The sequence below is a fragment of the Colwellia sp. SU-HH01172 genome (assembly GCF_057553355.1).
Genome location: NZ_BAAJMB010000002.1, coordinates 325,791 through 352,504, shown reverse-complemented (window position 1 = coordinate 352,504; position 26,714 = coordinate 325,791). Strand labels below are relative to the sequence as shown.

Annotated in this window: 21 protein-coding genes; 14 read left to right on the top strand and 7 right to left on the bottom strand. The window is 39.2% G+C overall.

The window, feature by feature from the left end:
* Positions 1-6: 6 nt before the first annotated feature.
* From nrdB to ubiG, 4 genes are all read right to left on the bottom strand, one after another.
* The gene (gene nrdB / locus AC27JP_RS08660; RefSeq protein ID WP_487114059.1) at positions 7-1,137 is read right to left on the bottom strand and encodes a class Ia ribonucleoside-diphosphate reductase subunit beta; all 1,131 of its coding nucleotides are present in this window, start codon (positions 1,135-1,137) and stop codon (positions 7-9) included.
* Positions 1,138-1,274: 137 nt separating this feature from the next.
* Positions 1,275-3,548 carry a class 1a ribonucleoside-diphosphate reductase subunit alpha gene (gene nrdA, locus AC27JP_RS08655; protein ID WP_487114058.1) on the bottom strand — a complete coding sequence of 758 codons (2,274 nt, stop codon included), beginning with the start codon at positions 3,546-3,548 and terminating at the stop codon, positions 1,275-1,277.
* Positions 3,549-4,185: 637 nt separating this feature from the next.
* Positions 4,186-4,863, bottom strand: a complete 678-nt coding sequence (locus AC27JP_RS08650) for an HAD family hydrolase (RefSeq protein ID WP_487114056.1) — start codon at positions 4,861-4,863, stop codon at positions 4,186-4,188.
* Between the two features lie 94 nt (positions 4,864-4,957).
* Complete coding sequence (ubiG, locus tag AC27JP_RS08645; RefSeq protein WP_487114054.1) at positions 4,958-5,665, bottom strand: bifunctional 2-polyprenyl-6-hydroxyphenol methylase/3-demethylubiquinol 3-O-methyltransferase UbiG; 708 nt, start codon at positions 5,663-5,665, stop codon at positions 4,958-4,960.
* Between the two features lie 479 nt (positions 5,666-6,144).
* Here ubiG and gyrA point away from each other — a divergent pair, with 479 nt between their 5' ends.
* The 10 genes from gyrA (at position 6,145) to AC27JP_RS08595 (ending at position 17,483) form a co-directional block, all read left to right on the top strand.
* Positions 6,145-8,868: a DNA topoisomerase (ATP-hydrolyzing) subunit A gene (gene gyrA / locus AC27JP_RS08640; RefSeq protein WP_487114053.1), complete on the top strand. Its 2,724-nt coding sequence runs from the start codon at positions 6,145-6,147 to the stop codon at positions 8,866-8,868.
* 303 nt (positions 8,869-9,171) lie between these two features.
* Positions 9,172-10,257, top strand: a complete 1,086-nt coding sequence (serC, locus tag AC27JP_RS08635; RefSeq protein WP_487114051.1) for a 3-phosphoserine/phosphohydroxythreonine transaminase — start codon at positions 9,172-9,174, stop codon at positions 10,255-10,257.
* Between the two features lies 1 nt (position 10,258).
* Positions 10,259-11,539: a 3-phosphoshikimate 1-carboxyvinyltransferase gene (gene aroA, locus AC27JP_RS08630; RefSeq protein WP_487114049.1), complete on the top strand. Its 1,281-nt coding sequence runs from the start codon at positions 10,259-10,261 to the stop codon at positions 11,537-11,539.
* A 346-nt stretch (positions 11,540-11,885) separates the two neighbouring features.
* Positions 11,886-12,566 carry a (d)CMP kinase gene (gene cmk / locus AC27JP_RS08625; protein ID WP_487114047.1) on the top strand — a complete coding sequence of 227 codons (681 nt, stop codon included), beginning with the start codon at positions 11,886-11,888 and terminating at the stop codon, positions 12,564-12,566.
* A gap of 113 nt (positions 12,567-12,679) precedes the next feature.
* Positions 12,680-14,347: a 30S ribosomal protein S1 gene (rpsA, locus tag AC27JP_RS08620; protein ID WP_487114045.1), complete on the top strand. Its 1,668-nt coding sequence runs from the start codon at positions 12,680-12,682 to the stop codon at positions 14,345-14,347.
* A gap of 79 nt (positions 14,348-14,426) precedes the next feature.
* The gene (gene ihfB / locus AC27JP_RS08615; protein WP_487082476.1) at positions 14,427-14,732 is read left to right on the top strand and encodes an integration host factor subunit beta; all 306 of its coding nucleotides are present in this window, start codon (positions 14,427-14,429) and stop codon (positions 14,730-14,732) included.
* A 70-nt stretch (positions 14,733-14,802) separates the two neighbouring features.
* Entirely contained in the window at positions 14,803-15,054 is a 252-nt protein-coding gene (locus tag AC27JP_RS08610) for a lipopolysaccharide assembly protein LapA domain-containing protein (protein ID WP_487114043.1), read from the top strand.
* A 1-nt stretch (position 15,055) separates the two neighbouring features.
* Complete coding sequence (lapB, locus tag AC27JP_RS08605) at positions 15,056-16,225, top strand: lipopolysaccharide assembly protein LapB (RefSeq protein ID WP_487114041.1); 1,170 nt, start codon at positions 15,056-15,058, stop codon at positions 16,223-16,225.
* Positions 16,226-16,351: 126 nt separating this feature from the next.
* Positions 16,352-17,047 carry an orotidine-5'-phosphate decarboxylase gene (pyrF, locus tag AC27JP_RS08600; RefSeq protein ID WP_487114039.1) on the top strand — a complete coding sequence of 232 codons (696 nt, stop codon included), beginning with the start codon at positions 16,352-16,354 and terminating at the stop codon, positions 17,045-17,047.
* Positions 17,048-17,180: 133 nt separating this feature from the next.
* Positions 17,181-17,483, top strand: a complete 303-nt coding sequence (locus tag AC27JP_RS08595; RefSeq protein ID WP_487114037.1) for a ComEA family DNA-binding protein — start codon at positions 17,181-17,183, stop codon at positions 17,481-17,483.
* Positions 17,484-17,565: 82 nt separating this feature from the next.
* On the opposite strand, the gene deoD is transcribed toward AC27JP_RS08595, so the two are convergent.
* From deoD to add, 3 genes are all read right to left on the bottom strand, one after another.
* A complete protein-coding gene (gene deoD / locus AC27JP_RS08590) occupies positions 17,566-18,270 on the bottom strand; it encodes a purine-nucleoside phosphorylase (protein WP_487114035.1) in 705 nt (234 codons plus the stop codon).
* 120 nt (positions 18,271-18,390) lie between these two features.
* Positions 18,391-18,495 (bottom strand): XapX domain-containing protein, encoded by a 105-nt coding sequence (locus AC27JP_RS08585; protein ID WP_487114375.1) that lies wholly within the window; start codon positions 18,493-18,495, stop codon positions 18,391-18,393.
* A gap of 122 nt (positions 18,496-18,617) precedes the next feature.
* The gene (gene add, locus AC27JP_RS08580) at positions 18,618-19,622 is read right to left on the bottom strand and encodes an adenosine deaminase (RefSeq protein ID WP_487114033.1); all 1,005 of its coding nucleotides are present in this window, start codon (positions 19,620-19,622) and stop codon (positions 18,618-18,620) included.
* 218 nt (positions 19,623-19,840) lie between these two features.
* Here add and aroG point away from each other — a divergent pair, with 218 nt between their 5' ends.
* The 4 genes from aroG to AC27JP_RS08560 all read left to right on the top strand — a co-directional run bounded on the left by aroG (position 19,841) and on the right by AC27JP_RS08560 (position 26,636).
* Positions 19,841-20,896 (top strand): 3-deoxy-7-phosphoheptulonate synthase AroG, encoded by a 1,056-nt coding sequence (aroG, locus tag AC27JP_RS08575; RefSeq protein ID WP_487114031.1) that lies wholly within the window; start codon positions 19,841-19,843, stop codon positions 20,894-20,896.
* 204 nt (positions 20,897-21,100) lie between these two features.
* Positions 21,101-21,874, top strand: a complete 774-nt coding sequence (gene imuA / locus AC27JP_RS08570; protein WP_487114029.1) for a translesion DNA synthesis-associated protein ImuA — start codon at positions 21,101-21,103, stop codon at positions 21,872-21,874.
* 32 nt (positions 21,875-21,906) lie between these two features.
* Complete coding sequence (locus AC27JP_RS08565; protein WP_487114027.1) at positions 21,907-23,505, top strand: Y-family DNA polymerase; 1,599 nt, start codon at positions 21,907-21,909, stop codon at positions 23,503-23,505.
* Between the two features lie 20 nt (positions 23,506-23,525).
* On the top strand, positions 23,526-26,636 hold the full coding sequence (locus tag AC27JP_RS08560; protein WP_487114025.1) for an error-prone DNA polymerase: 3,111 nt from the start codon (positions 23,526-23,528) through the stop codon (positions 26,634-26,636).
* Positions 26,637-26,714 lie beyond the last annotated feature (78 nt).

Here is a 26,714-nt window from a genome sequence, read left to right as displayed (position 1 = left end):
AAACGATTATAAATCGAAGTCGTCAAAGTCATCACTGGATACTGAAGAATCTACCTGACCGACAAGATAGCTAGAAATTTCAGTTTCTTGCGGTGCAACTTGCACGTTATCGCTAACAAGGTATGCATTCATCCAAGGTAATGGATTACTCTTAATATCAAACGGTGCTTCAAAACCAATAGCTGTTAAACGTTGATTACTAATGTATTCAATGTATTGATTTAAAATTTGTGCGTTAAGTCCGATCATTGAGCCGTCTTTAAATAAGTATTGTGCCCATTCTTTTTCTTGGTCAACAACGTCCATAAAGATTTGCTTACCTTCTTCACGTAACTCGGTGGCGATTTCTTGCATTTCTGGATCGTCTTTACCTGACATCCAATTATTTAAAATATGTTGGGTGCCCGTTAAGTGTAGTGCTTCATCACGAGCAATTAGCTTGATGATTTTTGCATTACCTTCTAATAATTCACGTTCAGCAAAAGCAAATGAACAGGCGAAACTGACATAGAAACGAATAGCTTCTAAAGCATTAACAGAACATATAGCTAAAAATAAACGCTCTTTTAATTTACGCTCACTCACTTCAATGGTTTCACCATCGACTTCGTAGCTACCAGGGCCTTGAGATTGTAACAGTTGCGTGGTGATAATAACGGCGTCAAAATATTTTGCGATGCTTGAAGCACGTTTTAATATCGCTGGGTTCACCATGATATCGTCAAATACTTCACTTGGGTCGGTAAATAAATTACGCAAAATATGGGTGTATGAACGCGAGTGAATGGTTTCACTAAAGGCCCAAGTTTCAACCCAAGTTTCAACTTCTGGTAATGATACTAATGGCAATAATACCGCGTTAACAGAGCGGGCTGCCATTGAGTCGAGTAGGGTTTGGTATTTCAAATTAGAAATGAAAATATGCTTTTCAGATGCAGTTAAGCTCTGCCAATCGGCACGGTCTTTTGAGACATCAATTTCTTCTGGACGCCAAAAGAAAGATAACTGCTTTTCAATCAATTTTTCAAAGGCAACAAAACGTTGTTGATCGTATCGTGCAACATTAACACTGTTTCCCAAAAACATTGGCTCTAACAAAGCGTTGTTAGGTGTTTGGTTAAACGTAGTGTACGACATTTATATCTCCTAGAAATACTGCGATTGTTGGCAATATTTCATTACTTAGTGGTTATTGAGCTAATTGTTATAATTTTTTATGTTTGTAACATGATGCAAAAAAAGAGGAAAACTAGCTGTTTTCCTCTTTGCTGACGTTATATTTTACAAGCGCCGCCTGCACAGCCATCATCTTCTACTTCAACTTGGCTATCGTCTGCACCATCACGTGTGTTGTGGTAGTACATGGTTTTAACACCTAATTTGTAGGCTGTTAAAATATCTTTTAGTACTTGTTTAATCGGTACTTTGCCACCTTCAAAACGTGCTGGGTCGTAGTTGGTATTGGCAGATATAGTTTGATCAATAAATTTCTGCATTATACCCACTAATTGCAAGTAACCTTCATTACTTGGAATGTTCCAAAGTAATTCGTAATTATCTTTTAATCGTTGATATTCAGGTACTACTTGCTTCAAAACACCATCTTTACTGGCTTTAATACTGATCAAACCACGAGGTGGCTCAATACCGTTTGTTGCATTGGAAATTTGTGATGATGTTTCTGACGGCATCAATGCTGATACTGTTGAGTTTCTAACGCCGTGTTCTTTAATGCTAGCGCGTAGTGATTCCCAATCTAAATGTAGTTGTTCACCGGTAATATTATCGATTTCTTTTTTATAGGTATCGATAGGTAAAATACCTTGAGATAAACGTGTTTCATTAAATTTAGGACAAGCACCTTGTTCAATAGCTAACTGGTTTGACGCTTTTAATAAATAATATTGAATCGCTTCAAAAGTTCTATGCGTTAAGTTGTTGGCACTGCCGTTTGAATAGAACACGCCATTTTTCGCTAAGTAGTAAGCGTAGTTAATAACCCCTATACCTAGCGTACGACGTCCCATGGTGGCAGTGTATGCTGCCGGTACTGGGTAGTCTTGATAATCTAATAAGCTGTCTAAGGCACGTACCGCTAAATCAGCTAAGCCGTCTAATTCATCTAGGCTATCGATAGCCCCTAAGTTAAAGGCTGACAGTGTACATAAGGCAATTTCACCGGTCGGATCATTGACATCTTCCATCGGCTTAGTTGGTAAGGCAATTTCCAAACACAAGTTACTTTGGCGAATGGGAGCAACCGTTGGCTCAAATGGCGAGTGAGTATTACAGTGATCAACGTTTTGTAAGTAAATACGGCCAGTACTGGCACGCTCTTGTGCAAACAAAGTAAATAGTTCAATAGCCTTAATACGTTTTTTACGAATAGAATCATCGGCTTCGTATTTAACGTAAAGTTCTTCAAACTTGTCTTGATCTTCAAAGAATGCGTCGTATAAACCCGGTACGTCGCTTGGGCTAAACAAAGTGATAGATTCACCTTTGATCAGGCGTTGGTACATTAATTTGTTAAATTGTACGCCGTAATCTAAGTGACGAACACGGTTCTCTTCAACACCACGGTTATTTTTAAGTACTAATAAGCTTTCAACTTCTAAATGCCAAAGTGGGTAGAATAGAGTAGCTGCACCACCACGAACGCCACCTTGTGAACAACTTTTAACTGCGGTTTGAAAGAGTTTATAAAATGGAATACAACCGGTATGGAATGCTTCACCGTTACGAATTGTGCTGCCTAATGCGCGAATACGACCGGCATTGATACCAATACCTGCACGTTGCGAAACATATTTAACAATTGAGCTTGATGTCGCATTAATTGAATCTAAGCTGTCACCACATTCAATGAGTACACAAGAAGAGAATTGACGTGTTGGTGTACGTACACCGGCCATAATTGGTGTTGGCAGAGAAAGCTTGAAGGTTGAAATAGCGTTATAAAAACCTTTCACATAGTCTAAACGTGTTTCTTTTGGATATTTAGCGAATAAGCACGCGGCCACCAAAATATATAAGAATTGGGCGCTTTCATAAATTTCACCGGTTACACGGTTTTGTACAAGGTATTTACCTTCTAACTGTTTTACTGCCGCGTAACTAAAGTCTAAATCACGTCGGTGATCTAGAAAGCTTTCCATGGCTTCAAATTCTTCAACCGTGTAATCGCTTAACAAATGTTGATCGTATTTACCGGCTTCAACTAAATTCACTACATGTGGATAAAGCTTAGGTGGCTCAAATTGGCCATAAGCCTTTTTGCGCAGATGGAAAATAGCTAGTCGTGCAGATAAGTATTGATAATCTGGTGTTTCTTCTGAAATTAAATCTGCAGCAGATTTAATAATGGTTTCATGAATGTCAGCGGTTTTAATGCCATCATAAAACTGAATATGAGATTTCAGTTCAACTTGAGATACCGAGACATTGTCTAGGCCTTCAGCAGCCCAAGCAATTACTTGATGGATTTTTTCTAAGTCGATGGGTTCTTTTGAGCCATTGCGCTTTGTAACAAAAAGGTTGTTATTCATGAAAGACCTGTAAATCTATTTATTGTTTTAATCACCTAAAATAGGTGTTTATATTGTTAATAACCGCAAAATGTCATCCATACGAGAAAAATCGTATGTCAGCCAATAGGCGACTGAATGAAAAATGCACTATATCTTGGGGTTTTTAAAAAACTAATCACAAGATAGTGAGGTTTTCATGACAATGCAAGCGATAAAAATTGTTGAATTTTAGTTGATTTTTTTAGAGTAAAAGTTCTGTTAGTAACAACTAACTTAGTAGCGCTTTTTAATTTTGATTTTTCTAAAACGCAACGCTTATTTTTATTTTTTTTTTCACGCTAAATTATTTTAAGTTAATTTTTAGGCTTTATATGACTAAAGGGTATATAAAAAATATAATCATTATAATTCAATTGTTTATGTTTTTAGTTTAATTCTCGACCGATCGAATTGACGAGTGATTATTTTATCGTCATTTAAAGATCAACTTAGGATCGCTGCTACAGTAGAGTTACTCTATTTAGCAAGTTTTTTACCGATAGAAGTTAAATTTACGTTAACAAAATTAGCGGCTACTTAATTGGCCGCTATTATTAGCGTTTAATGGCATCATTTTATTAACCAATAACGGCTCTATTTTTTGACGGTATTTGTACTATTTTATAAAAGCCAGTAAATCGGTTGGCGTGCTAATAATATGATCTGCTTGCCATGCCTGATAATTTTCATCAGCCAGAATATAGCCCCATTTGGCAATAAAGGTTTTCATTAAGGCACTATTACCCGCTTGAATATCACGTAGAGCGTCACCGACATAAAAACACTGTTGGTTGTTAACCTTAATTTGCTGACAAGCATGCAATATAGGCTCAGGATCAGGCTTACGTTTTGCTAGGGTATCGCCACCGACCATTACTGCACAGTTGGCAAATTCAGCATAATGAGGCAGCAATTTCTCTGTTAAACCTTCAGGTTTATTAGTAATAATGCCCCAAGGGATATTATTACTTTCTAGCTGCTGCAATAACTGTGCAACACCTGGGTAAAGGCAGGTATGCGTGGCGATATTGTTCTCGTAATAATCTAAAAATTGCTGACGTAAGTGTTCATAGTCATATTGCTTAATCCCTTCACCAAAACCTAGATTCAATAATCCTAATGCACCGTCTGAGGCGATTGGTCGGTAAGCTTCAGCGGCAATTGCTGGTTTTCCATATTTTGCCAAGACATGATTTAACGCCGCGCCTAAATCATCAGCGGTATCTAATAATGTGCCATCTAAATCGAAAAGTACCGCGGCAATGGGATTTGCTGAATTATTATAAATTGGCATTATTGAGCTCTATTGAATTAGTGTTTTTTAATGGAAAAGGCGCCGATACACTTTTAGCTTATTTCGGCGCGACAGTAGTACTTAGTTAAGGTGCTTAAATACGTTTACAGCAGAGGATATAATTAACATCCAATGAAGTGGTTAATTTATGATTTTCTGTCAATGGGTTGTAGTGAATGCCAGCGGCATCAATACATTTTAAATCAACTGACTCTGCCCATGAAATAAGGGTGGAAGGGCGAATAAAACTTTTATGATCATGGGTGCCGTCTGGCACAAGTTTAAATATTTTTTCAGCAGCCACTATCGCTAATAGGTAAGCTTTTAATGATTTATTCAACGTTGAAAAGAATACGTAGCCGCCCGGTTTAACCATCTGCGCACAAGCTTGAATAATAGAGGCAGGATCTGGCACATGCTCCAACATTTCCATACAGGTAACCACATCATATTGCTGCGGATGGTGTTGTGCTTGCTCTTCAGCGGTAATTTTTTGGTAATTAACCTCAATGCCTGCTTCTAGTGCATGTAGCTTTGCTACGTTTAATGGTTCTTGTCCCATATCGATACCAGTAACCTTGGCGCCAAGTTGTGCAAGGCTCTCGGCTAAAATGCCACCGCCACAACCGACATCGATAATCTCTTTATCGAAAATATCGCCAACGTGCTGGCAAATAAATTGTCGACGTAAAGGGTTTATTTGATGCAATGGCTTGAAGTCACCGTCAAGCTCCCACCATTGGCTGGCAACTTGTTCAAATTTAGCTATTTCGTCTTGGTTAACATTTAAAGGCTTGGACATGGCATTATCATTATTTGTCGTATTTGATGTTGGCGATTCTAAACCAATAATTACAGCAAGCCTAGCGTGAAAATTGATTCAACTTAAATAAAAGCCAAATGCAAAGAGAATTTTGGTGTTCTTTTTATTGTTACCTATATATAAGCAACGCTTTGCTATGCGTAAATAGGGTTTGAAGGAAAAATTATGTTGATAAAATAAGCGCTTTAGCCTGACATGTGTTTAAAATGCGAACAATGACTTTTTGGTAAGATATTTTTTATCCGATTTCAAGACATAAAAGTCCAGAAAAACAGTAATATAGCTACCAATAATGTTAATGCAAACAGGCACTTGAAACTTTACCTTTTTAACGGCAAAATGAAGTAATATAAAGCGGTAGGGCATGACAATGTTTTATGTTAGTATGCCGTGTTAATTAAAAATAATAATTTCGAAATTTTCTGAATTAGATTTACGTTAAGGGATACCATCAATTTATGACCGATTTGGCGAATAATATTGCTCCTGTCAATATTGAGGATGAGCTAAAAAGCTCCTATTTAGATTACGCAATGAGTGTAATCGTAGGTCGTGCATTACCAGATGTGCGTGATGGCTTAAAACCAGTACATCGTCGCGTACTTTTTGCGATGAATGTTTTAGGTAACGACTTTAACAAGCCGTATAAAAAATCAGCACGTGTTGTTGGTGATGTAATAGGTAAGTATCACCCGCATGGTGATACAGCAGTTTACGATACGATTGTTCGTATGGCGCAGCCATTTTCATTACGCTATATGCTTGTTGACGGCCAAGGTAACTTTGGTTCTGTTGATGGCGATTCAGCGGCGGCAATGCGTTATACCGAAATTAGAATGGCAAAAATTGCCCATTCAATTTTAGCCGACTTAGATAAAGAAACTGTCGATTATGTTGCCAACTATGATGGCACAGAAATGATCCCAGCGGTTATGCCTACTCGCATTCCAAACTTACTTGTTAATGGTACGTCTGGTATTGCTGTTGGTATGGCAACCAATATTCCACCACATAACCTGACTGAAGTTATTAATGGCTGTTTAGCGATTATTGATAACGAAGACATTGGTTTTGAAGAATTACTAGACTATATTCCAGGCCCTGATTTCCCAACAGCGGGTATTATTAGCGGTCGTGCCGGTATTCAAGAAGCTTATAAAACTGGCCGTGGCAAAATTAAAATTCGTGCCCGAGCAGAAATTGAAGTTGATGAAAAATCTGGTAAAGAAACCATCGTGGTTCATGAACTGCCATACCAAGTTAACAAGGCCCGTTTAATTGAAAAAATGGCTGACTTGGTAAAAGAGAAACGCCTTGAAGGTATTTCTGCTTTACGTGATGAGTCCGATAAAGACGGCATGCGCATGGTTATCGAAGTTAAGCGCGGTGAAGTTGGTGAAGTTATTCTCAATAACTTATATAAGCTAACACAAATGCAAGTGTCGTTCGGTTTGAATATGGTGGCACTAACTAATGGTCAGCCGAAATTATTCAATTTACGTGAAATGCTCGATGCCTTTATATTGCACCGTCGTGAAGTGGTTACTCGTAGAACCATTTTCGAATTACGTAAAGCCCGTGAGCGTGCACATTTACTTGAAGGTTTATCAATCGCGTTAGCGAATATTGACCCTATCATAGAGTTAATTAAAAACTCGCCGACACCAAGTGAAGCAAAAGAGCAGTTACTTGCTCGCGGTTGGGATCTTGGTCATGTTGCTGAGATGCTTAGCGCCGCTGGTGATGATGCCGCTCGACCTGAATGGGTTGAAGAAGAATTTGGCATTCGTGATGGACAATACTTCTTAACAGCACAACAAGCACAAGCAATCCTTGATTTACGCTTGCACAAGTTAACCGGTTTAGAACACGAGAAAATTCTTAACGAATACAAAGCATTATTAGATGTTATTGCTGAGTTGTTGCACATTCTGGCAAGTCCAGGGCGTTTAATGGAAGTTATTCGTGAAGAGTTAGAAGTTATTCGTGAAGACTTTGGTGATGAGCGTCGTACCGAAATTACCAATGCCTCACATGACTTGGCATTAGAAGATTTAATCAACGAAGAAGATGTTGTGGTAACGCTTTCTCATGAAGGTTACGTTAAGTACCAAGTATTATCCGATTACGAAGCGCAGCGTCGTGGCGGTAAAGGTAAAGCGGCCACTAAGATGAAAGATGAAGATTTCATTGAACGTCTGTTAGTGGCGAATACCCATGATACTATTTTGTGTTTCTCTAATCGTGGTAAATTGTATTGGTTGAAAGTTTACCAATTGCCATTAGCAAGTCGTACTGCTCGTGGTCGTCCAATTGTTAATTTACTACCATTAGAAGCTGACGAACGTATTACCGCTATTTTACCTGTACGTGAATATGAAGAAGACAAGTTCATCATCATGGCAACGGCATCTGGTACCGTGAAGAAAACAGCGCTTACGGCATATAAGAACCAACGTGCAAACGGCATTATTGCCTTGAACCTTCGCGACGACGATACCTTAATTGGTGTTGATATTACTAACGGTGAAAATGACATCATGTTGTTCTCAGACGCCGGTAAAGTAGTACGTTTTAACGAGAAGAGACGCGACAGTGAAACGGGTGAGATTAAAATTGATCCTGAAACTGGCGAACAACAATGGGCGTTGAAACCTATTGGTCGTACCGGTACTGGTGTTCGTGGTATTAAGTTAGAAGGCGAGCAAAAAGTTGTTTCACTTATTGTGCCTAAAAATGATGGTCCAATTCTAACCATTACTGAAAATGGCTTTGGTAAACGTACAGCGCTTGACGAATACCCAGCGAAGAGCCGAGCAACCAAAGGTGTTGTTTCAATTAAGGTGAGTGAACGTAACGGCCCGGTTGTTGGTGCGGTGCAAGTTGAAGATCAAGATGAGATTATGCTGATCACAGATAACGGTACATTAGTTCGTACGCGTGTGAATGAAGTTAGTGTTATTGGTCGTAATACTCAAGGTGTTCGTATTATTCGTACTGTTGAAGGCGAACATGTGGTTGCCTTACAACGTATTGATGAAATTGAAGAGCCAGAAGTATTTGAAGAAGCCGAAGATGGCGAACAAGCATCAACGCCAGTTGAAGGTGAGAAAGTTGAAACACCAGATACCGACGGTGGCGATGAAGGTTCATCACTCGAAAATGACGATACTGCAGAGTAACCGTTGTTAACATAATAAAAAGGCGGTATTTACCGCCTTTTTTTATGGCTGAATTTTACGCCAAGTGTAAAATTTCAATTTAATGAAAAAAGTTATATCAAAGTTAAATTAAGAATTGATGCTAGGCGCCAAAACGGTATGCTAGCTGTAGTTTTAAAAAGCCAAGAAAGATAATAAAAATATCTTGGTAGTGTGAATTGTTAAATAGTCAGTGTTCCGTGTTAGAGAGCTCAAAGGCTGTTGCTCGCTAATATGCAGTGAAAGCCAACTTATCAAGTCAATTGAAGAAGGGTGTAGAGTTAAATGTCTAGTGTTTATAATTTTTGCGCAGGTCCGGCCATGTTACCTGTTGATGTTATGAAGAAAGCGCAAAGTGAGTTTTTAAATTTCGCTGATACCGGTAGCTCAGTGATGGAACTCAGCCATCGTAGTAAAGAATTTATTGCTGTTGCCGAAAAAGCGGAAGCAAACTTGCGTGACCTCATGGCGATCCCTGAAAATTATAAAGTGTTGTTTTGTCATGGTGGTGGTCGTGGTCAATTCTCTGCCGTGGCATTGAACTTATTGGGCGAAGCAAAGAAAGCGGATTATATCGTCACCGGTGCTTGGTCAAAATCAGCCGCAGAAGAAGCAAGCCATTATGGCGAAATCAACATTATCAATGCTATTGAAAATATTGATGGTAAGCAAAGCGTAAAGCCAAGCAGTGACTGGCCTATTAGTGATGATGCCGCCTATGTTCACTATTGTCCAAATGAGACGGTTGATGGTGTTGAAATTTTTCAAGTACCTAATACCGGCGATATTCCTCTTATTGCTGATATGTCATCAACGATTTTGTCACGAGTATTTGATGTCAGTCAGTTTGGTCTTATTTATGCTGGTGCGCAAAAAAATATTGGCCCATCAGGTTTAACCTTAGTGATTGTTCGTGATGATTTATTAGGTAAAGCGCACATTGATACACCGTCAATTATGAATTATCAGGTGTTGGCAAAAAATGGCTCTATGTATAATACGCCTCCTACTTACGCATGGTATTTAGCTGGGCTAGTTTTTGACTGGTTATTAGCGAAAGGTGGTGTTGATGCTATTGCCAAAATTAATGCGGAAAAAGCGCAGTTATTGTATGACTATATTGATGGAAGTAATTTCTATCAAAATTCGATTGTTCCGGAAAACAGAAGCCTAATGAACGTACCATTTTGGCTAATAGATGATGCCTTGTCTGCTGACTTTCTCGCACAGGCACAAGAGCGTGGCCTAACGGCACTAAAAGGCCACCGAATGGTCGGCGGCATGCGCGCAAGTATTTATAACGCTATGCCAATAGAAGGTGTGCAAGCGTTAGTTGATTTTATGAAAGAATTCGCTCAAGGAGCTAAATAATATGGAGCAATTAACCTTAAATCCCATTAATAAAATTAATGGTGAAGTGTTCTTACCTGGCTCAAAAAGTTTATCTAATCGTGCCTTGTTAATAGCCGCATTGGCAAATGGTGAAACCAAAATCACCAATTTACTGGTCAGTGATGATATCAACCATATGCTCGATGCCTTGAAAATTCTAGGCGTGCAATATGCTTTAAGTGACTGCGGCACTGAATGTACGGTTGTGGGTAATAATGGCTTTTTTAGTAGCAATGAAACCTTAGAGCTATACCTAGGCAATGCCGGTACTGCAATGCGACCTTTATGTGCGGCACTTGCTGCCAGTGAAGGGGAGTTCGTTTTAACTGGCGAGCCAAGAATGAAAGAAAGACCCATAGGCCACTTAGTTGACGCTTTAGCACAACTTAATGCTGATATCGAATATTTGGAAAATAAAGATTATCCGCCAGTAAAAATAAACGGTAAAGCTTTAACAGGCAGCACAGTCAAAATTGATGGTTCAATTTCAAGTCAATTTCTAACCGCTATTTTAATGGTGTCACCATTGTTGAAAACTGACACGCAAATCATTATTGAAGGTGAGTTAGTTTCGAAACCTTATATTGATATTACCCTTGATATTATGGCGAGGTTTGGCGTTAACGTGCAAAACAATGACTATCAATCATTTTCGGTTACAGGCAATCAAAGTTATCAGGCCGTCGAAAAGTATATGGTAGAAGGGGATGCCTCTTCTGCGTCGTACTTTTTAGCGGCAGGCGCCATTAAGGGCGGAGAGGTTACTGTCCATGGTGTTGGAAAATTGAGTGTACAAGGTGATAAACACTTTGCCGATGTGCTTGAAAAAATGGGGGCAGACGTTATTTGGCATGATGAGTCAATCACCGTTGTTGGTAAGCCATTAAATGCAGTAGATATGGACATGAACCATATACCTGATGCTGCTATGACGATTGCCACTACGGCACTTTTTGCTAAAGGCACAACGACTATCCGCAATATCTACAACTGGCGAGTAAAAGAAACTGACCGTTTGGCTGCAATGGCAACTGAGTTAAGAAAAGTTGGTGCTGAAGTTATTGAAGGTGAAGATTACATTTCAGTAACGCCTCCAACATCGTTAAAACATGCAGATATTGATACTTATAATGATCATCGAGTTGCCATGTGCTTTTCTCTTGTGGCACTAAGTGATACTGCTGTGACGATTAATGATCCTAAGTGTACCGCGAAAACATTCCCTGATTATTTTGATAAATTAGCCCAAGTCTCAAGTTAGGGACTGTTGTCCTTTCAATTTATAGTTCTGTTGTGCTTGAAAAATGTTAACCGAGGCGCTTAAAGTAATGTTTGGTTATTCCAAATGCACTTTAAGCAAAGAGTAACGCTTTTTCAAGACAACCCATGGGCTACGGCTAATTTTCAACCTAGCATCGTTGGAAAAAATTAAAGTAGAATAACTACATAGCACTAGTTCCGCCTTGTTATTTTGAAAATTAGTCTGTAGCAGAGGCTAAAATGAGAGAACAACAACCCCTAAATATGTTACAGAATAATTTTTTACGCGATTTTGTCATACAAATCTCGTATAATGCCGCCGATTTTCGACTTTAGGAGGAAGATGTATGCAGGAAAACGTTCCAGTTATTACTATTGATGGACCAAGTGGAGCAGGTAAGGGAACCGTTGCACGCATTGTGGCAGAACAGTTAGGATGGCACTTATTAGATAGTGGTGCTATTTATCGTGTTTTAGCTGTTGCTGCAGAACATCATAATATTGCTGCCGATGACGAAGAGTCATTATTGCCGGTGGCCGCACATTTAGATGTGCAGTTTCAAATCTGCAGTGAAGGTGAAGGTAAAGTTATTTTAGAAGGTGAGGATGTTTCCAACGCAATTCGTACCGAAGAAGTTGGTGCATTAGCATCTCAAGTCGCTGCTTTTCCTCGTGTACGAGAAGCGTTACTGCGCCGCCAACGCGCATTTAAAGTTGCCCCCGGTTTAGTGGCTGATGGCCGTGATATGGGAACTGTTGTCTTTATTGATGCACCGGTAAAAGTTTTTTTAACGGCAAGTGCAGAAGAAAGAGCGCAAAGACGATTTAATCAGTTGAAAGAAAAGGGCTTTGATGTTAAAATCGGGCGCCTTTTGGATGACATACGTCAAAGAGATGAGCGAGATCAAAACCGTAAGGTGGCGCCGCTTGTTCCTGCAGAAGGTGCATTAGTTATTGATTCTACTGAGCTTTCTATTGATGAAGTGGTCAGTAAAATCCTTTCATTTAGTAATGAAAAACTAATATAAACCAAGCAATAATGCTTAAAAATAACCTAAGGTAAGGATGCGTTAGGTCTTATTAACAACCCCATGAAACATGTATGTTGATTGGATTAAAACTCTGAGCTCATAGACAAATTATGACTGAAAATTTTGCACAACTTTTTGAAGAAAGTTTAAAAACAATCGAAACACGCCCTGGTTCAATCATTAAAGGGACTGTAGTTGCCGTAAACAAAGATAATGTTTTAGTTGACGCTGGCTTAAAATCTGAATCTGTTATTTCTATTGACCAATTTAAAAGTGTTACTGGTGAAGTAGAAGTAAGTGTTGGTGATGAAATTGACGTAGCGTTAGACGCGACTGATGATGGTTTCGGTGAGACTATTCTTTCTCGTGAAAAAGCAAAACGTCATGAAGCATGGCAAGTGCTTGAAAAAGCATACGAAGAAAAAGAAACTATTATCGGTGTTATCAACGGTAAAGTTAAAGGTGGTTTCACAGTTGAAGTTAGCAACATCCGTGCTTTCTTACCTGGTTCATTAGTAGATGTACGTCCTATTCGTGACACTACTCACCTTGAAGGTAAAGATTTAGAATTCAAAGTTATTAAGCTTGACCAAAAGCGTAATAACGTAGTTGTATCTCGTCGTGCTGTTATCGAATCAGAAAGCAGTGTTGAACGTGATGAGCTATTAGCTTCTCTTGCTGAAGGCATTGAAGTTAAAGGTATCGTTAAGAACCTTACTGACTACGGTGCATTCGTAGACTTAGGTGGTATTGACGGTCTACTACACATCACTGATATGGCTTGGAAACGTGTTAAGCACCCAAGTGAAATCGTAAATGTTGGTGATGAAATCCAAGTTAAAGTATTGAAATTCGACCGTGAGCGTACTCGTGTATCTCTAGGTATGAAGCAATTAGGCGAAGATCCATGGGTAGCTATCGCTAAGCGTTACCCTGAAGGTGCTAAACTTTCTGGTCGCGTAACTAACTTAACTGACTACGGTTGTTTCGTTGAAATCCAAGAAGGCGTTGAAGGTCTTGTTCACGTTTCTGAAATGGATTGGACTAACAAAAACATCCACCCATCTAAAGTTGTTAACTTGGGTGACACTGTTGAAGTTATGGTTCTTGAAATTGACGAAGAACGTCGTCGTATTTCTCTTGGTCTTAAGCAATGTATCCCGAACCCTTGGGAAGAGTTTGCTAAGAACTTCAACAAAGGTGACAAAGTATCAGGTAAGATCAAGTCAATTACTGACTTTGGTATCTTCATTGGTCTTGACGGTGGCATTGACGGTCTTGTTCACTTATCTGACATTTCATGGGCTGGCGGCGAAGAAGCTGTTCGTGAATACAAGAAAGGTGATGAAATCTCAGCTGTTGTACTTCAAGTTGACCCAGAGCGTGAGCGTATCTCTTTAGGTGTTAAACAAACTGAAGATGATCCGTTTAATCAATACCTTGCAGATAACAAAAAAGGTGCTATTGTTACAGGTAAGGTTATTGAAGTAGACGCGAAAGGGGCTAAAATTGAATTAGCTGACGGCGTTGAAGGTTACCTTCGTGTTGCTGATATTTCACGTGAGCGTATCGAAGATGCGACGACTGAATTATCTGTTGATGACAGCGTTGAAACTAAGTTTGTTGGTGTTGATCGTAAGAACCGCACTATCAGCTTATCAATCAAAGCGAAAGATCAAGCAGATGAGCGTGAAGCTATGGATAACTTGAACCAAGCTGCAGAAGATACTTCTGGCTTGAGTGCAATGGCAGAAGCGTTTAAAAACGCTAAAAGCTAAATCCTAGCAATACCAAGTGAAGAAGAACTGCAAAGTGCAGTTCTTCTTAAATGTTTAAATCCGATGGCGCGAAGCTATAGTGAACACTGGAGGTCAAATGACCAAATCAGAACTCATTGAAAGATTAGCAGAAAAATTAAATCATTTAGCTGCGAAAGATGTAGAACAAGCTATTAAAGAAATTCTTGAAATGATGGCGCAAACCTTGTCAAAAGGTGAACGTATTGAAATTAGAGGTTTTGGCAGCTTTTCGTTGCATTATCGTGCTCCTCGCGTGGGACGGAACCCAAAAACTGGCGAGTCTGTAGAGCTTGACGGTAAATATGTTCCGCATTTTAAACCTGGTAAAGAGTTACGTGAGAGAGTAAACCTTTCACTCGCGTAATTGCAGAATTTGTGAATAAACGGCATGCTATCAGCATGCCTTTTTTTTGTGTTGTTTTGGATGAACTACCATGCGCCTTTATATAACTGTTATTCTATTTCTTATCTTTCTTGCCATTGCCTTTGTATTCGGCAGTCAAAATGATCAAGTGCTGACGCTTAATTATTTAATTGCAAAAACGAACCTTTCGGTGGCCGCTGCGGTGAGCTTATTTACCTCGATAGGCTTTGTGCTTGGTTTATTGTTTGCACTATTTTGGAAGTTCTTTGCCACGATAAAGAAAGCTAAGAATTCAGCATTAGTTACAGCGAAGAAATCATAAGATGTTAGGGTTACTCTTTTTGTTGCTACCTGTTGCGATGGGCTACGGCTGGTTTATGGGGCGTAATAGTGTCAAACAAAACGACCATAGTGCTAAGCAAGAACTCTCGATTAAATACTCTACCGGCTTAAATTATTTATTATCAAACCAACAAGATAAAGCGATAGATTATTTACTGGAAGCGTTAAAAGTAGAAGATGATACGGTAGAAGCTCATTTTGCCATGGCAAACCTCTTTAGGCGTCGTGGTGAGCTCGATAGAGCGCTGAAAGTACACGAGCATTTAGTACGCCAAAAGCACTTACCTAATAGTGCAAAACAGCAGGCGGTATTTGAATTAGCTAAAGATTTTTTCAGTGCCGGTTTATATGATCGCGCTGAAACTATGTTTCATAAGTTACTCAGATCGAAGATTTATGGTTTGAAGTCGTTAAGTGCGTTAATGCAAATTTATCAATCCACCAAAGATTGGCAGCAAGGTATTACCTTAAAGAAAGCAATTGTCAAAACTCGTGATAAAAAACTTTTGCACACTTTAGCTAATTTTTATTGTGAATTGGCATCAACAGCATTAGAAAAAGATGAATTTATTGCTGTCATTGAATTGTTAGAACATGCCTTAAGCCGCGATCCAAACTCATCACGAGCCAATTGGTTAATGGCACAAATCTATGAAAACCATCAACAATACAATGAAGCATGTCAGTGTTATAAAGCGATTTATGAGCAAGACAAAGAATTTTTCCCAGACGTTATTGAAAAAATGTTCACTTGTTATCAAGCACTTGATGCTGAAGATGAGTTTTTTCAGTTTATCAAGAAAGTGTATGACGAAACCGGTAGTACTAGCGCATTAATTAAGTATTTAAGCCATGTTGAGAGCGCAAAAGGTGTTAGTCAGGCGAAAGTCTTTATTCTATCGGCGTTAAAGCGTCGACCAACGATTCGAGGCTTTAAGCATTTTGTGAAAATGCAAATGACTGACAGTGAATCTGAGAATACTTCAGAGAATTTAGAAGTGATCCGCGAGCTAGTCTCGGCTTATTTGAATGTTAAGCATCGTTATAGTTGCAGAACTTGTGGCTTTAATTCAGGTACCCATTATTGGTCTTGCCCATCTTGTCATGACTGGGAGCAACTTAAGCCAGTACGGGGTTTAGATGGCGAGTAAAACTAGGTTATAGTGTGGAGATTTTTTGTATCTTTTGATGATACTAAATATCTGAATTTATTTTATTTCGCGCAAAAATGGCGCAAAAAATTATTGTTAAAATTTTTACCTATTGAGGAAAACAGCATGAGAGATGCAAAAGTTGTCGTGGCCTTAGATTTTGATAACAAAGATGAGGCATTATCTTTTGTAGATAAAATTCAACCAAATGAATGTCGCTTAAAAGTAGGCAAAGAAATGTTCACTCACTTTGGTCCTGAGTTTGTGAAAGAGTTGGTTCAGCGTGATTTTGATGTTTTTCTTGATTTAAAATTTCATGATATCCCTAATACGGTGGCGAAAGCGGTAACTGCAGCGGCTGAACTAGGTGTTTGGATGGTGAATGTGCACGCTTCTGGTGGCCTTAAAATGATGGAAAAAGCTAAAGAAGCGTTAGTACCTTACGGTGATAAAGCACCATTACTGATTGCCGTTACCGTTTTAACCAGTATGGGAGAAGAAGATCTTGCTGGATTAGGGATCACTAAATCACCAGCAGAACAAGTAAAACATTTAGCCTCTTTAACTAAACAAGCAGGTTTAGACGGTGTGGTTTGCTCGGCAATGGAAGCCGAATCATTAAAGCAATTATTAGGTAAAGACTTTAATCTTGTTACGCCTGGTATACGTCCAGCAGGTGCTAGTGCCGATGATCAAAAACGCATCATGACACCACAAAAAGCCGTTGATGTTGGTGTTGATTATTTAGTGATTGGTCGTCCTATTACTCAAGCAGAAAATCCACATGCGGTCTTGCAGGAAATTAACCAATCTATTGGCTAGTTGATGGCAAAAATAGTTATTTTTTTGTGCTATCTAGTTGACAATTATTATCTAGACTTCTAAACCTAATGGAGCGAATTACCTAATACAGTAATTCGCCTATATGGATATTAACTATTAGAAGGAAGGTACAATGAACAAACACATCTGTTATTTTCTCGTCATTTTATTTACTCTAGTGTCGTTAACACTTCATGCAACAGACGTTAATGAAACGCCAGGCGTTATTGTGACGGAAGAAATGCAAGTGGTTGATATTAATAAAGCTGATATTGAAACCTTATCTTTATTAAAAGGTGTAGGAGAAAAAAGAGCAAAAGCTATCGTCGCTTATCGCGAGCTACATGGTGAATTTAATTCACTCGATGATTTACTCAATGTTAAAGGCATAGGTGAGCAGATGCTACAACACAATAAAGAACGAATTAAATTGTAGGTTTATAGTTATAAGTTGTAGAAGTTTAGTGATAAAAAAGCCAGTCATTCGACTGGCTTTTTTACGATGGCAGTTTGCTAACTTATAACAAGCTATCCAATGTTAATTCCATCATACCTTTGAAAGTTGTTTCGCGCTCATCGGCGGTTGTTTGCTCGCCGGTTTTAATATGGTCACTTACTGTTAATACCGTTAAGGCTTTTTTACCATACTCTGCGGCAACGCCGTATAGGCCTGCAGCTTCCATTTCAACCGCTAAAATGCCGTATTTTTCCATTAATGCAAACATTTCAGGTTGTGGCGTGTAAAATAAGTCAGCAGTAAAAATATTACCAACATGTACTTCCTTACCTGTTTTTTCTGCTGTTTTTACCACTTTATGTAGTAAATCAAAATCAGCGGTCGCGGCAAAGTCGTAGCCATTCAAACGTGAACGGTTAACATTCGAGTCAGTACTCGCTGCCATACCAATAACGATGTCACGTATTTTTATATCGTCGCGTACTGCGCCACAAGAGCCAATACGTATAATATTTTCCACACCGTAATCTTTATATAATTCTGTCGCATAGATAGAAATGGAAGGTACGCCCATTCCTGAGCCCATCACTGAAACGGGTTTACCTTTATAAGTGCCCGTGTAACCGAACATGTTACGAACGCGTGTGACACATTTTGCGTCATCAAGAAAAGTTTCTGCGATATATTTTGCACGTAATGGATCGCCCGGCATAAGAACCGTTTTTGCGAAATCACCTGTGTTTGCTTCTATATGTGCTGTTGCCATGAGTGTTAACCTTTGTTAGTGGTGTTCAATCACAGTAAGTTTCTAGCCGTTGCCGAAATAACTTCAGCCGCTATCAAGGGTGTTTTACTGATATGTCTTTTAATTTTTTACTGTGGAATTCTAACTGAAAAAGCGTTCGATGATCCAGTTATAACCAATGCCACCTAAATAAATGCCGAAAATACCAGCAATACCCGATAAAACCGGTGGTGCGGGCATGGGCAATTTCAATAATGAAAATACCAAGCCGACAAGAATTCCCGTTATTGTCGCAATAATAACCTCGATTTCATTTACTCCTAGTTGTTAGTTAATCAACTATTTTAACCTAATATTAACAAGGAGCTCTAGCGGTTATTTACCACTGTTTGCTTTAACGCTAATTTTTCACTGTCAGATAAAAAGCAAGCTTTTAACGAGTTTTCTTGTAACTGCTGAATATCCTTATCAGTAAAGCCTAGCGTATTGCGGGCAACACTGTATTCATGTTTTAGTTCTACACCTTGTACGCCAGGATCATCGGTATTGAGACAAACTAATAAACCTCGAGCAAGGAAGTTTTTGATCGGGTGTTGTGACAAATCTTTGATGGTGCCGGTTTGATAGTTAGAAGTTAAGCAAGACTCAATGGCAATATCATGCTGTTGCATGTAGTCCATTAATTTTTCATCTTTAAAGCAGGCAACACCATGCCCGATACGTTGTGCGTGTAATTGCTCAATTGCTTGCCAAATACTTTCAGGCCCTGCAGCTTCGCCGGCATGTATTGTAACGTTTAGTTCTGCTTGTTGTACTTGCTTAAAATGTTCGATGAACAACTCACCCGGGAAGTTATACTCATCACCCGCTAAATCTATGGCAATAAGGTGTTGCTTATGTGCCAGTAGGGCATCGAGTTCTGCTTGACATTTCTCAACACCAAAAGTACGGCTTAAAATGCCGATAAGATTAATTTTTACATCATAAATTTTACAAGCGGCATTGACGCCATCAATAACGGCAGCAACCACATCAGCAACCACTAAATTATTTTTCATCGCCATATAATAGGGAGAAAAACGCAACTCAGCATAATGAATACCGGCATTAAAAGCATCTTCCACGTTTTCAAAAGCGATACGTTTACAATCGTCTAAGCTTTTAAGTACCGCAACGCCCCAATCAAGTTTGCTAAGAAAAGCGAGTAAGTCACTTTCACTTTCTTGAATTTGCACATGAGGAATAAAGGCCTCGAAGTTAGTTTCAGGTAAAGCAATGTTATGCTCATGGGCTAATGCCCAAATAGTTTTAGGGCGAATATTGCCATCTAAATGACGGTGTAAATCGATTAACGGTAAAGAAGAGTGAGTCATGCGGCACCTTATATGTCTAATGAAAATACGACCAAAGCACTATAGATTTTGTTTATTTATGTTTCTTTGATGTCGAATAATTTTATTATACCGCTTTTTTCGTATTTTATGTTGCTATTAGCGTGATAACACTGATAAATTAACTGCGGGACTAATCATCTAGGTGTCTAGACGTAAATATTAAATAGAAATTACTAGCAGTATAAAGAGAAAACATTATGGTTTACCAAACCGACGACGTTCGTATTAATAAAATCAAAGAGCTTTTACCTCCTATCGCATTACTTGAGCGATTTCCTTCATCAGAACAAGCTACAAAGTCGGTTTTTGCTGGCAGACAAGCCATCAGTAAGATTTTTAATAATCAAGATGATCGCTTACTCGTCGTGATTGGCCCATGCTCTATTCATGATCCTAAAGCCGCGTTAGAGTATGGTGAGCGCTTAGTAAAAATGCGTGAAAAATATCAAGACACGCTAGAAATTGTGATGCGAGTTTATTTTGAAAAGCCAAGAACAACCGTTGGTTGGAAAGGGCTTATCAATGACCCTTATATGGATAACAGCTTTAAGCTCAATGATGGTTTACGCATTGGACGTAAATTGTTGCTTGATTTGAACAATCTTGGCCTACCTACTGCAGGTGAGTTCTTAGATATGATCACACCACAGTACATGGCTGATTTTATGTGTTGGGGCGCTATTGGTGCGCGCACCACAGAAAGCCAAGTACATCGCGAATTAGCCTCGGGCTTGTCATGTCCTGTTGGTTTTAAAAACGGTACTGATGGCACCATTAAAGTGGCAATTGACGCTATTGGCGCCGCCAGTGCATCACACCACTTTCTATCCGTAACAAAATATGGTCATTCAGCAATAGTTGAAACCGCAGGCAATGAAGATTGTCATATTATTTTACGGGGCGGCAAAACAACAAATTTTGATGCTGATAGCGTTAAAAGCGTTACCGAACAGCTAGATAAGTCAGGGTTAAATACCAACATCATGATTGACTTTAGCCATGCTAACAGTAGTAAGAAATTTGAAAATCAAATGTTAGTTTGTCGCGATGTTTGCCAGCAAATGAGTCAAGGTAACCAAAATATTTTTGGTGTTATGGTAGAAAGTCACTTAATTGAAGGTCGACAGGATTTAGTTGATGGTCAAGCTGCAACTTATGGACAAAGTATTACTGATGCTTGTATCGGTTGGCAAGATACTGAAACTCTACTGGCAGAGCTTGAGCAAGCAGTAATTCAACGCCGAGCAAAATAAGGCATAAAGCCATGTATAGATAAAAAAGCAGGCACTAGCCTGCTTTTTTATTATTTAAAACTTTATTTGTTATCAAATATCTAGCGAAATATTCATCAATAATATTAATGTACGGTCGATTTTTCTGTTTTGTTACCTTGTTAATTTATCACCATATAACTATACTGTATGAAAATACAGTATAGTTATGGTTGTGTGACTACAATGAATAAAATGCTTAAACAATTACATCATCAAGGAAAAATTTGGCCAGCAGATCAAGTTAGCAATGTTGTTGAAAATATTGATAGTGGTTACCAAGAATTAAACCAACACCTAGATGGTGGCTTGCCTCGTCAAGGCGTGATAGAAGTACAAACTATTAATGGTATTGGTGAATTACGATTATTTCTTCCCTATTTGCTTAATTTATTACAAGCAGAATTAGCACAGCATAATCAAAGTCGGCAAATTGTTTTTATTGCACCGCCAGCGCAAGTGAATGCTCTAATGCTATTGCAAGCATCCATCCCCCTAGAGAATTTACTGATTATATCTTCACAGAAGCCTGAACAATCATTATGGGCGGCAGAGCAATGCTTGAAAAGTGGTTGTTGTTTTGCGGTGTTGTTATGGCAACAGTTACTAGCTGTACATCAAGTTAAACGTTTAAAACAGGCCGCAGTCACTGGTAATGCAGTACAGATTATTTTTCGCTCACCACATAGTGTTGATTTAGCCTTACCTGTTTCATTATCAGTGGCATTAGAACCTCGGCCAACAGGAATAAAAGTAAAAGTTAAAAAACAGCTTGGTGGCTGGCCTTGTAAGCCTTTTGTTGTCAACATGCATAAACAATGGCCAAGTTTAGTAAAAAACGGCGCTATAGATAATGCCAGTGATGCCGTGATAAGCAATGTTGTAGTACCACTATCGAGTCAGCAACGAGTCAGTCATAAGCTAAAAACTTCTATTGCTCAGCACCTTAACACCAATTAACCGTTGTTGTTGTTCACTCTTAAACTTTACTGATGCTGTGGTTATATATTAATTTTCCATCTTTACAGCTTGATTGCTTGCAGGCTAACCGGCCTATATCTGCAATAAAAGAGCAAGATAATGTCAATGATCAGGCTGTTGTTATTGTTGATAGTAGAAAAAACTCTCTTGTGCAATTGAATGAAAGCGCCAAAGCAAAAGGTATTCAGTTGGGCATGGGGTTAGGTATGGCGGCATCTTTGGCTCATGATCTTTGTGTTGTGCCATACCAAGGAGTAGAAGAAGAGGCATACTTACTGACCATTGCAGAGCAACTATATAGTGTTACAGCCAATATAGCGCTATTTCCACCACATGGCTTAGCGCTTAAAGTTGGAGATATGTTGCAGCTTTATCAGCACTTGTCAGCCTACGTCGAAGCAATCAATGTGGTGCTAAAACCTTTTAATATTAATGCAAACTTTGCTTGTGGTTATAGTGTTATGTCTGCGCAGGCATTGGCTTGTTCGGGTATTAATTTGCTTGCAACAGAAACAGATATCATTGCAAAAGCAAGTGCCAGATTGGGTATTGAGCAGCTATTTATTACTGATAAAGCGAAAAACTCGCTGGCGCGTTTAGGCATTAAAACCTTAGCTCAACTGCAGGCGTTGCCAGTAAAAGAGTTTGCTAAGCGCTTAGACAGTAAAACTATCGAGTACTTAGCACAATTGACGGGCCAAATTGATAAATCTTTGACGTTTTATCAACCTAAGTGTTTTTTTGAGCACAGTACTGAATTGTTATATGAAATAACCCATGTTGAAGTTTTATTGCAGCCGATTAAGCAATTACTGCAATTGTTGGAAGCATTTTTGCTACGTCGTGATTCTATTTGTTTACAGCTTGAGTTTCGTTTATATCAGCGAACTGACGACCTTCGCCATGTGTTACAGCAATCATTAGTGATCAGTAGTGCCACAGGTGAATACTTAGCGGCACAGTGGTTAAATTTAGTTAATTTAAAACTCACTCGTATCAAATTGCTTGCTCCCATCACTAAGGTTGCTTTACTCGTGCAGCAGTTTCAGGCCAACACGGGCGAGATAGGTGACATTTTCAGTGGCAAGCAAGGGCAATTGTCATTAGCACAATTGGCGTCGTTACTCGTCAATAAATTAGGTGATGAAAAAGTGCTACGTCTGCAGCCAGGTAACGACCATAGAGTGGAGTTAGCTTGTTGTTACACTCCCTTTATTGAGCAACTAATCAATAATGCTGATGATCAAAGCAATGGTATTAAAACTAGGCAAGGAAAATTAGCCGAAACTATGCAGAAAAATGTCTGTGCTAGTAATGCATTGCATGAAAGCAGCCCTTTAAGACCAAGTTTTATTCTCGCTGAGCCAGAGCCTTTACTGTCAAATATTAGTATTTTACATGGCCCTGAACGTATAACTACAGCATGGTGGGAGCAAGCGGCAGTTCAAGAAACAACGCAAAATATTAATACAACTTCAACGATCAATAATGCGAGAACAGAGCCTCAGTATCAACGCGACTATTTTGTGGCGATAAACCTTCAAGGGCAATGCTGTTGGGTATATAGAGAAGCCAATAGTCAGTGGTACATGCATGGCTACTTCTCGTAATGCAAGAAAGAGCGCAATTAATGAGTTATGCTGAACTATATTGCCAATCTAATTTTTCTTTTCTACAGGGGGCTTCTCATCCTGAAGAGCTTGTCTTGCAAGCTACTAAACTGGGGTATAGCGCACTTGCTATCACCGATGAATGTTCGGTAGCTGGGGTTGTTCGTGCCTATCGAGAGATAAAAGAGAAACAATTAGCTATTAAGCTTATTGTTGGCGCAAAGTTTCAGCTAGAAGATGGACTAAAGCTTATATTACTATCGCCAAATCGTCAGGGCTATGCAGAACTATGTCGTGTGATCACCAACGCTCGACGACGTTGCAATAAGGGACATTATCAATTCACTTACTGGGATTTACACTCCATTAAGCACTGCTTTGTGCTTTGGCTACCTAGTGGGGAACTGGCAAAAGATCAGCATGATATCTCCGTATTATTACGTTACCACAGAGCAAGATTGTCACTCGCATATACGCGATTTTTACATGCGAACGAAATTGTTTTCAAGCAACATTGTCAAGCGTTAGCTGAGCAACATCAGCTAACTATTATCGCTTGTGGCGGGGTATTAATGCACATTGCTCAGCGGCAGAAACTACAAGATATATTAACCACAATACGCCATGGTAAAATGCTAAAAGACATGGGGACTTTACTTGAGCAAAACGCTGAAAAGTCTCTTAGACCTATCAAAAAGTTACTTAAACTTTACCCCGATGACTATATTATTGCTGGCATTGAGTTAGCAAATCAATGTCAGTTCTGTTTATCAAGTTTACAATACGAATATCCTGCAGAGCTTATTCCTAAAGACTTTTCGGCTATTGGCTATCTAAAATTGTTAGTTGAAAAAGGTATCGCGTTACGTTTTAAAGGCAGAATAACAAGCGAGATCCAAGCCGTTATTGATAAAGAACTGATACTAATTGAAGAACAAGGCTACGAATACTTTTTTTTGACCATATACGACATAGTTCAGTACGCGAAATCGCAACATATTCTTTATCAGGGCCGAGGCTCTGCCGCCAATTCTATTGTCTGCTATTGTTTAGAAATTACTTCAGTAGACCCGAGACAAATATCGGTATTATTCGAGCGCTTTATTTCAAAAGAAAGAAATGAGCCGCCTGATATTGATGTCGACTTTGAACATCAACGCCGAGAAGAAATTTTTCAGTATATTTATCAAAAGTATGGCCGTGAACATGCGGCGTTAGCAGCGACAGTTATTACTTATCGATTAAAGAGTGCTATTCGAGAAGTCGGTAAAGCCTTTGGCTTTCATGACACTCAATTGAGTTTTTTTATTAAAAACATTAATCGTCGCCATAGTAAAGTTAGTTGGCGAGAACAGGTTATTGAGTTAGGTTTAGATAAAAATAGCCATCAAGCGCAATTGTTTATCCAATTGGTAGACGAGATTATCGGCTTTCCACGGCATTTATCGCAGCATGTTGGTGGTTTTATTATTTCATCAGGGCCGTTATATGAACTTGTGCCTGTAGAAAATGCTGCTATGGCCGAGCGTACTGTTATTCAATGGGATAAAAGTGATTTAGAAACGCTAGGGTTATTAAAAGTTGATGTTTTGGCTTTGGGCATGTTAACGGCAATTCGACGTGCTTTTAGCTATATAAAGCAACACTATAAGCAACAGCTGACCATCGCTGATATCACGCGCTTACCTGAAGATCCTCAAGTGTATAAAATGCTGCAGCAGGCAGACACCGTCGGCATTTTTCAAATCGAGTCGCGTGCGCAAATGAGCATGTTACCCAGACTTAAGCCCAAATGTTATTACGATTTAGTAGTGCAAATTGCCATTGTCCGACCTGGGCCTATCCAAGGGGATATGGTGCATCCGTACTTGCGGCGAAGAGCAGGACTTGAGCCGGTAGATTATCCATCAGAAGCGATTAAAGAGGTCTTAAGCCGGACATTGGGTGTGCCAATATTTCAAGAGCAAGTGATCAAAGTTGCTATGGTGGCCGCAGGCTTTAGTGGTGGTGAAGCCGATCAATTACGTCGCGCTATGGCGAAATGGCAACGAAATGGTGAGTTAATACAGTTTCGTGAGAAATTAATCTCGGGAATGAAAGCTCGAGGCTACCAAGAAAGCTTTGCTGAACGTATTTATCAACAAATTTGTGGTTTTGGTGAGTATGGTTTTCCTGAGTCACATTCAGCAAGTTTTGCCGTATTAGCTTATGTTTCTGCTTGGTTAAAGTATTATTATCCGGCCGCTTTTTATACCGGCCTACTTAATAGTTATCCGATGGGTTTTTATTCCCGATCACAATTAATACAAGATGCTCAGCGTCATGGCATTACCATTAGTGAAATAGACATTAACCATTCCTCCTTTGAACATCAGCTAGCATACGAGCAAACATCAAATGCTTATGGTATCCAACTCGGTTTGAATATGGTGAAAGGTTTATCAGATAAAAGTGCCAAGCAATTGCTTACGCAGAGACCAAAACAAGGTTATCAAGATTTTACTACTTTAATGAAAAAAGCCTTAAGGCGTGATGACATAAATTTGCTGGCGAGTGCAAATGCCTTAAAGTCGTTAGCTGATAACCGTTACCAAGCTCGTTGGCAATTAATGGACACTGAAAACACTTTACCTTTGTGGCAAGCCGCTAATAACAATATGCCGGAGGCGCCAGAACAAAGTGAATTTTTTTTTACACCAAGCGCCATGGATAATTTAATTGAGGATTATGCTAGTACTGGAGTGAGTGTAAATCAGCACCCGATAGCATTACTGCTTGCTGATGAACAACAACGAATGTTTATTGGTCGCTGTATTTTGGCTAGAGACTTAGCCAATATTCCAGGACAAAGTGTGGTGACTATTATTGGTTTAGTTACGGGACGGCAAAGTCCTGGCACGGCATCAGGGGTGACCTTTGTCACGCTAGAAGATCACACGGGCAATAGCAATGTCGTGGTATGGCAAGCCACAGCCAACGCACAAAAAAAAGCCTTTTTAACCGCGAAAATATTAAAAGTCACAGGAATTTTGGAACGAGAGGGTGATGTTATTCATATTATCGCAGGGCGTTTATTAGACTTAACGGATCGTATTGAAGGTTTACATTGTCAATCTAGAAACTTTCATTAGTTGCTGTTCTTGTTGGTAAAGTTACCATTAATCGCGAAAATACCGCCATTCATCGTAGCAAATAAAAACTAATGTAAA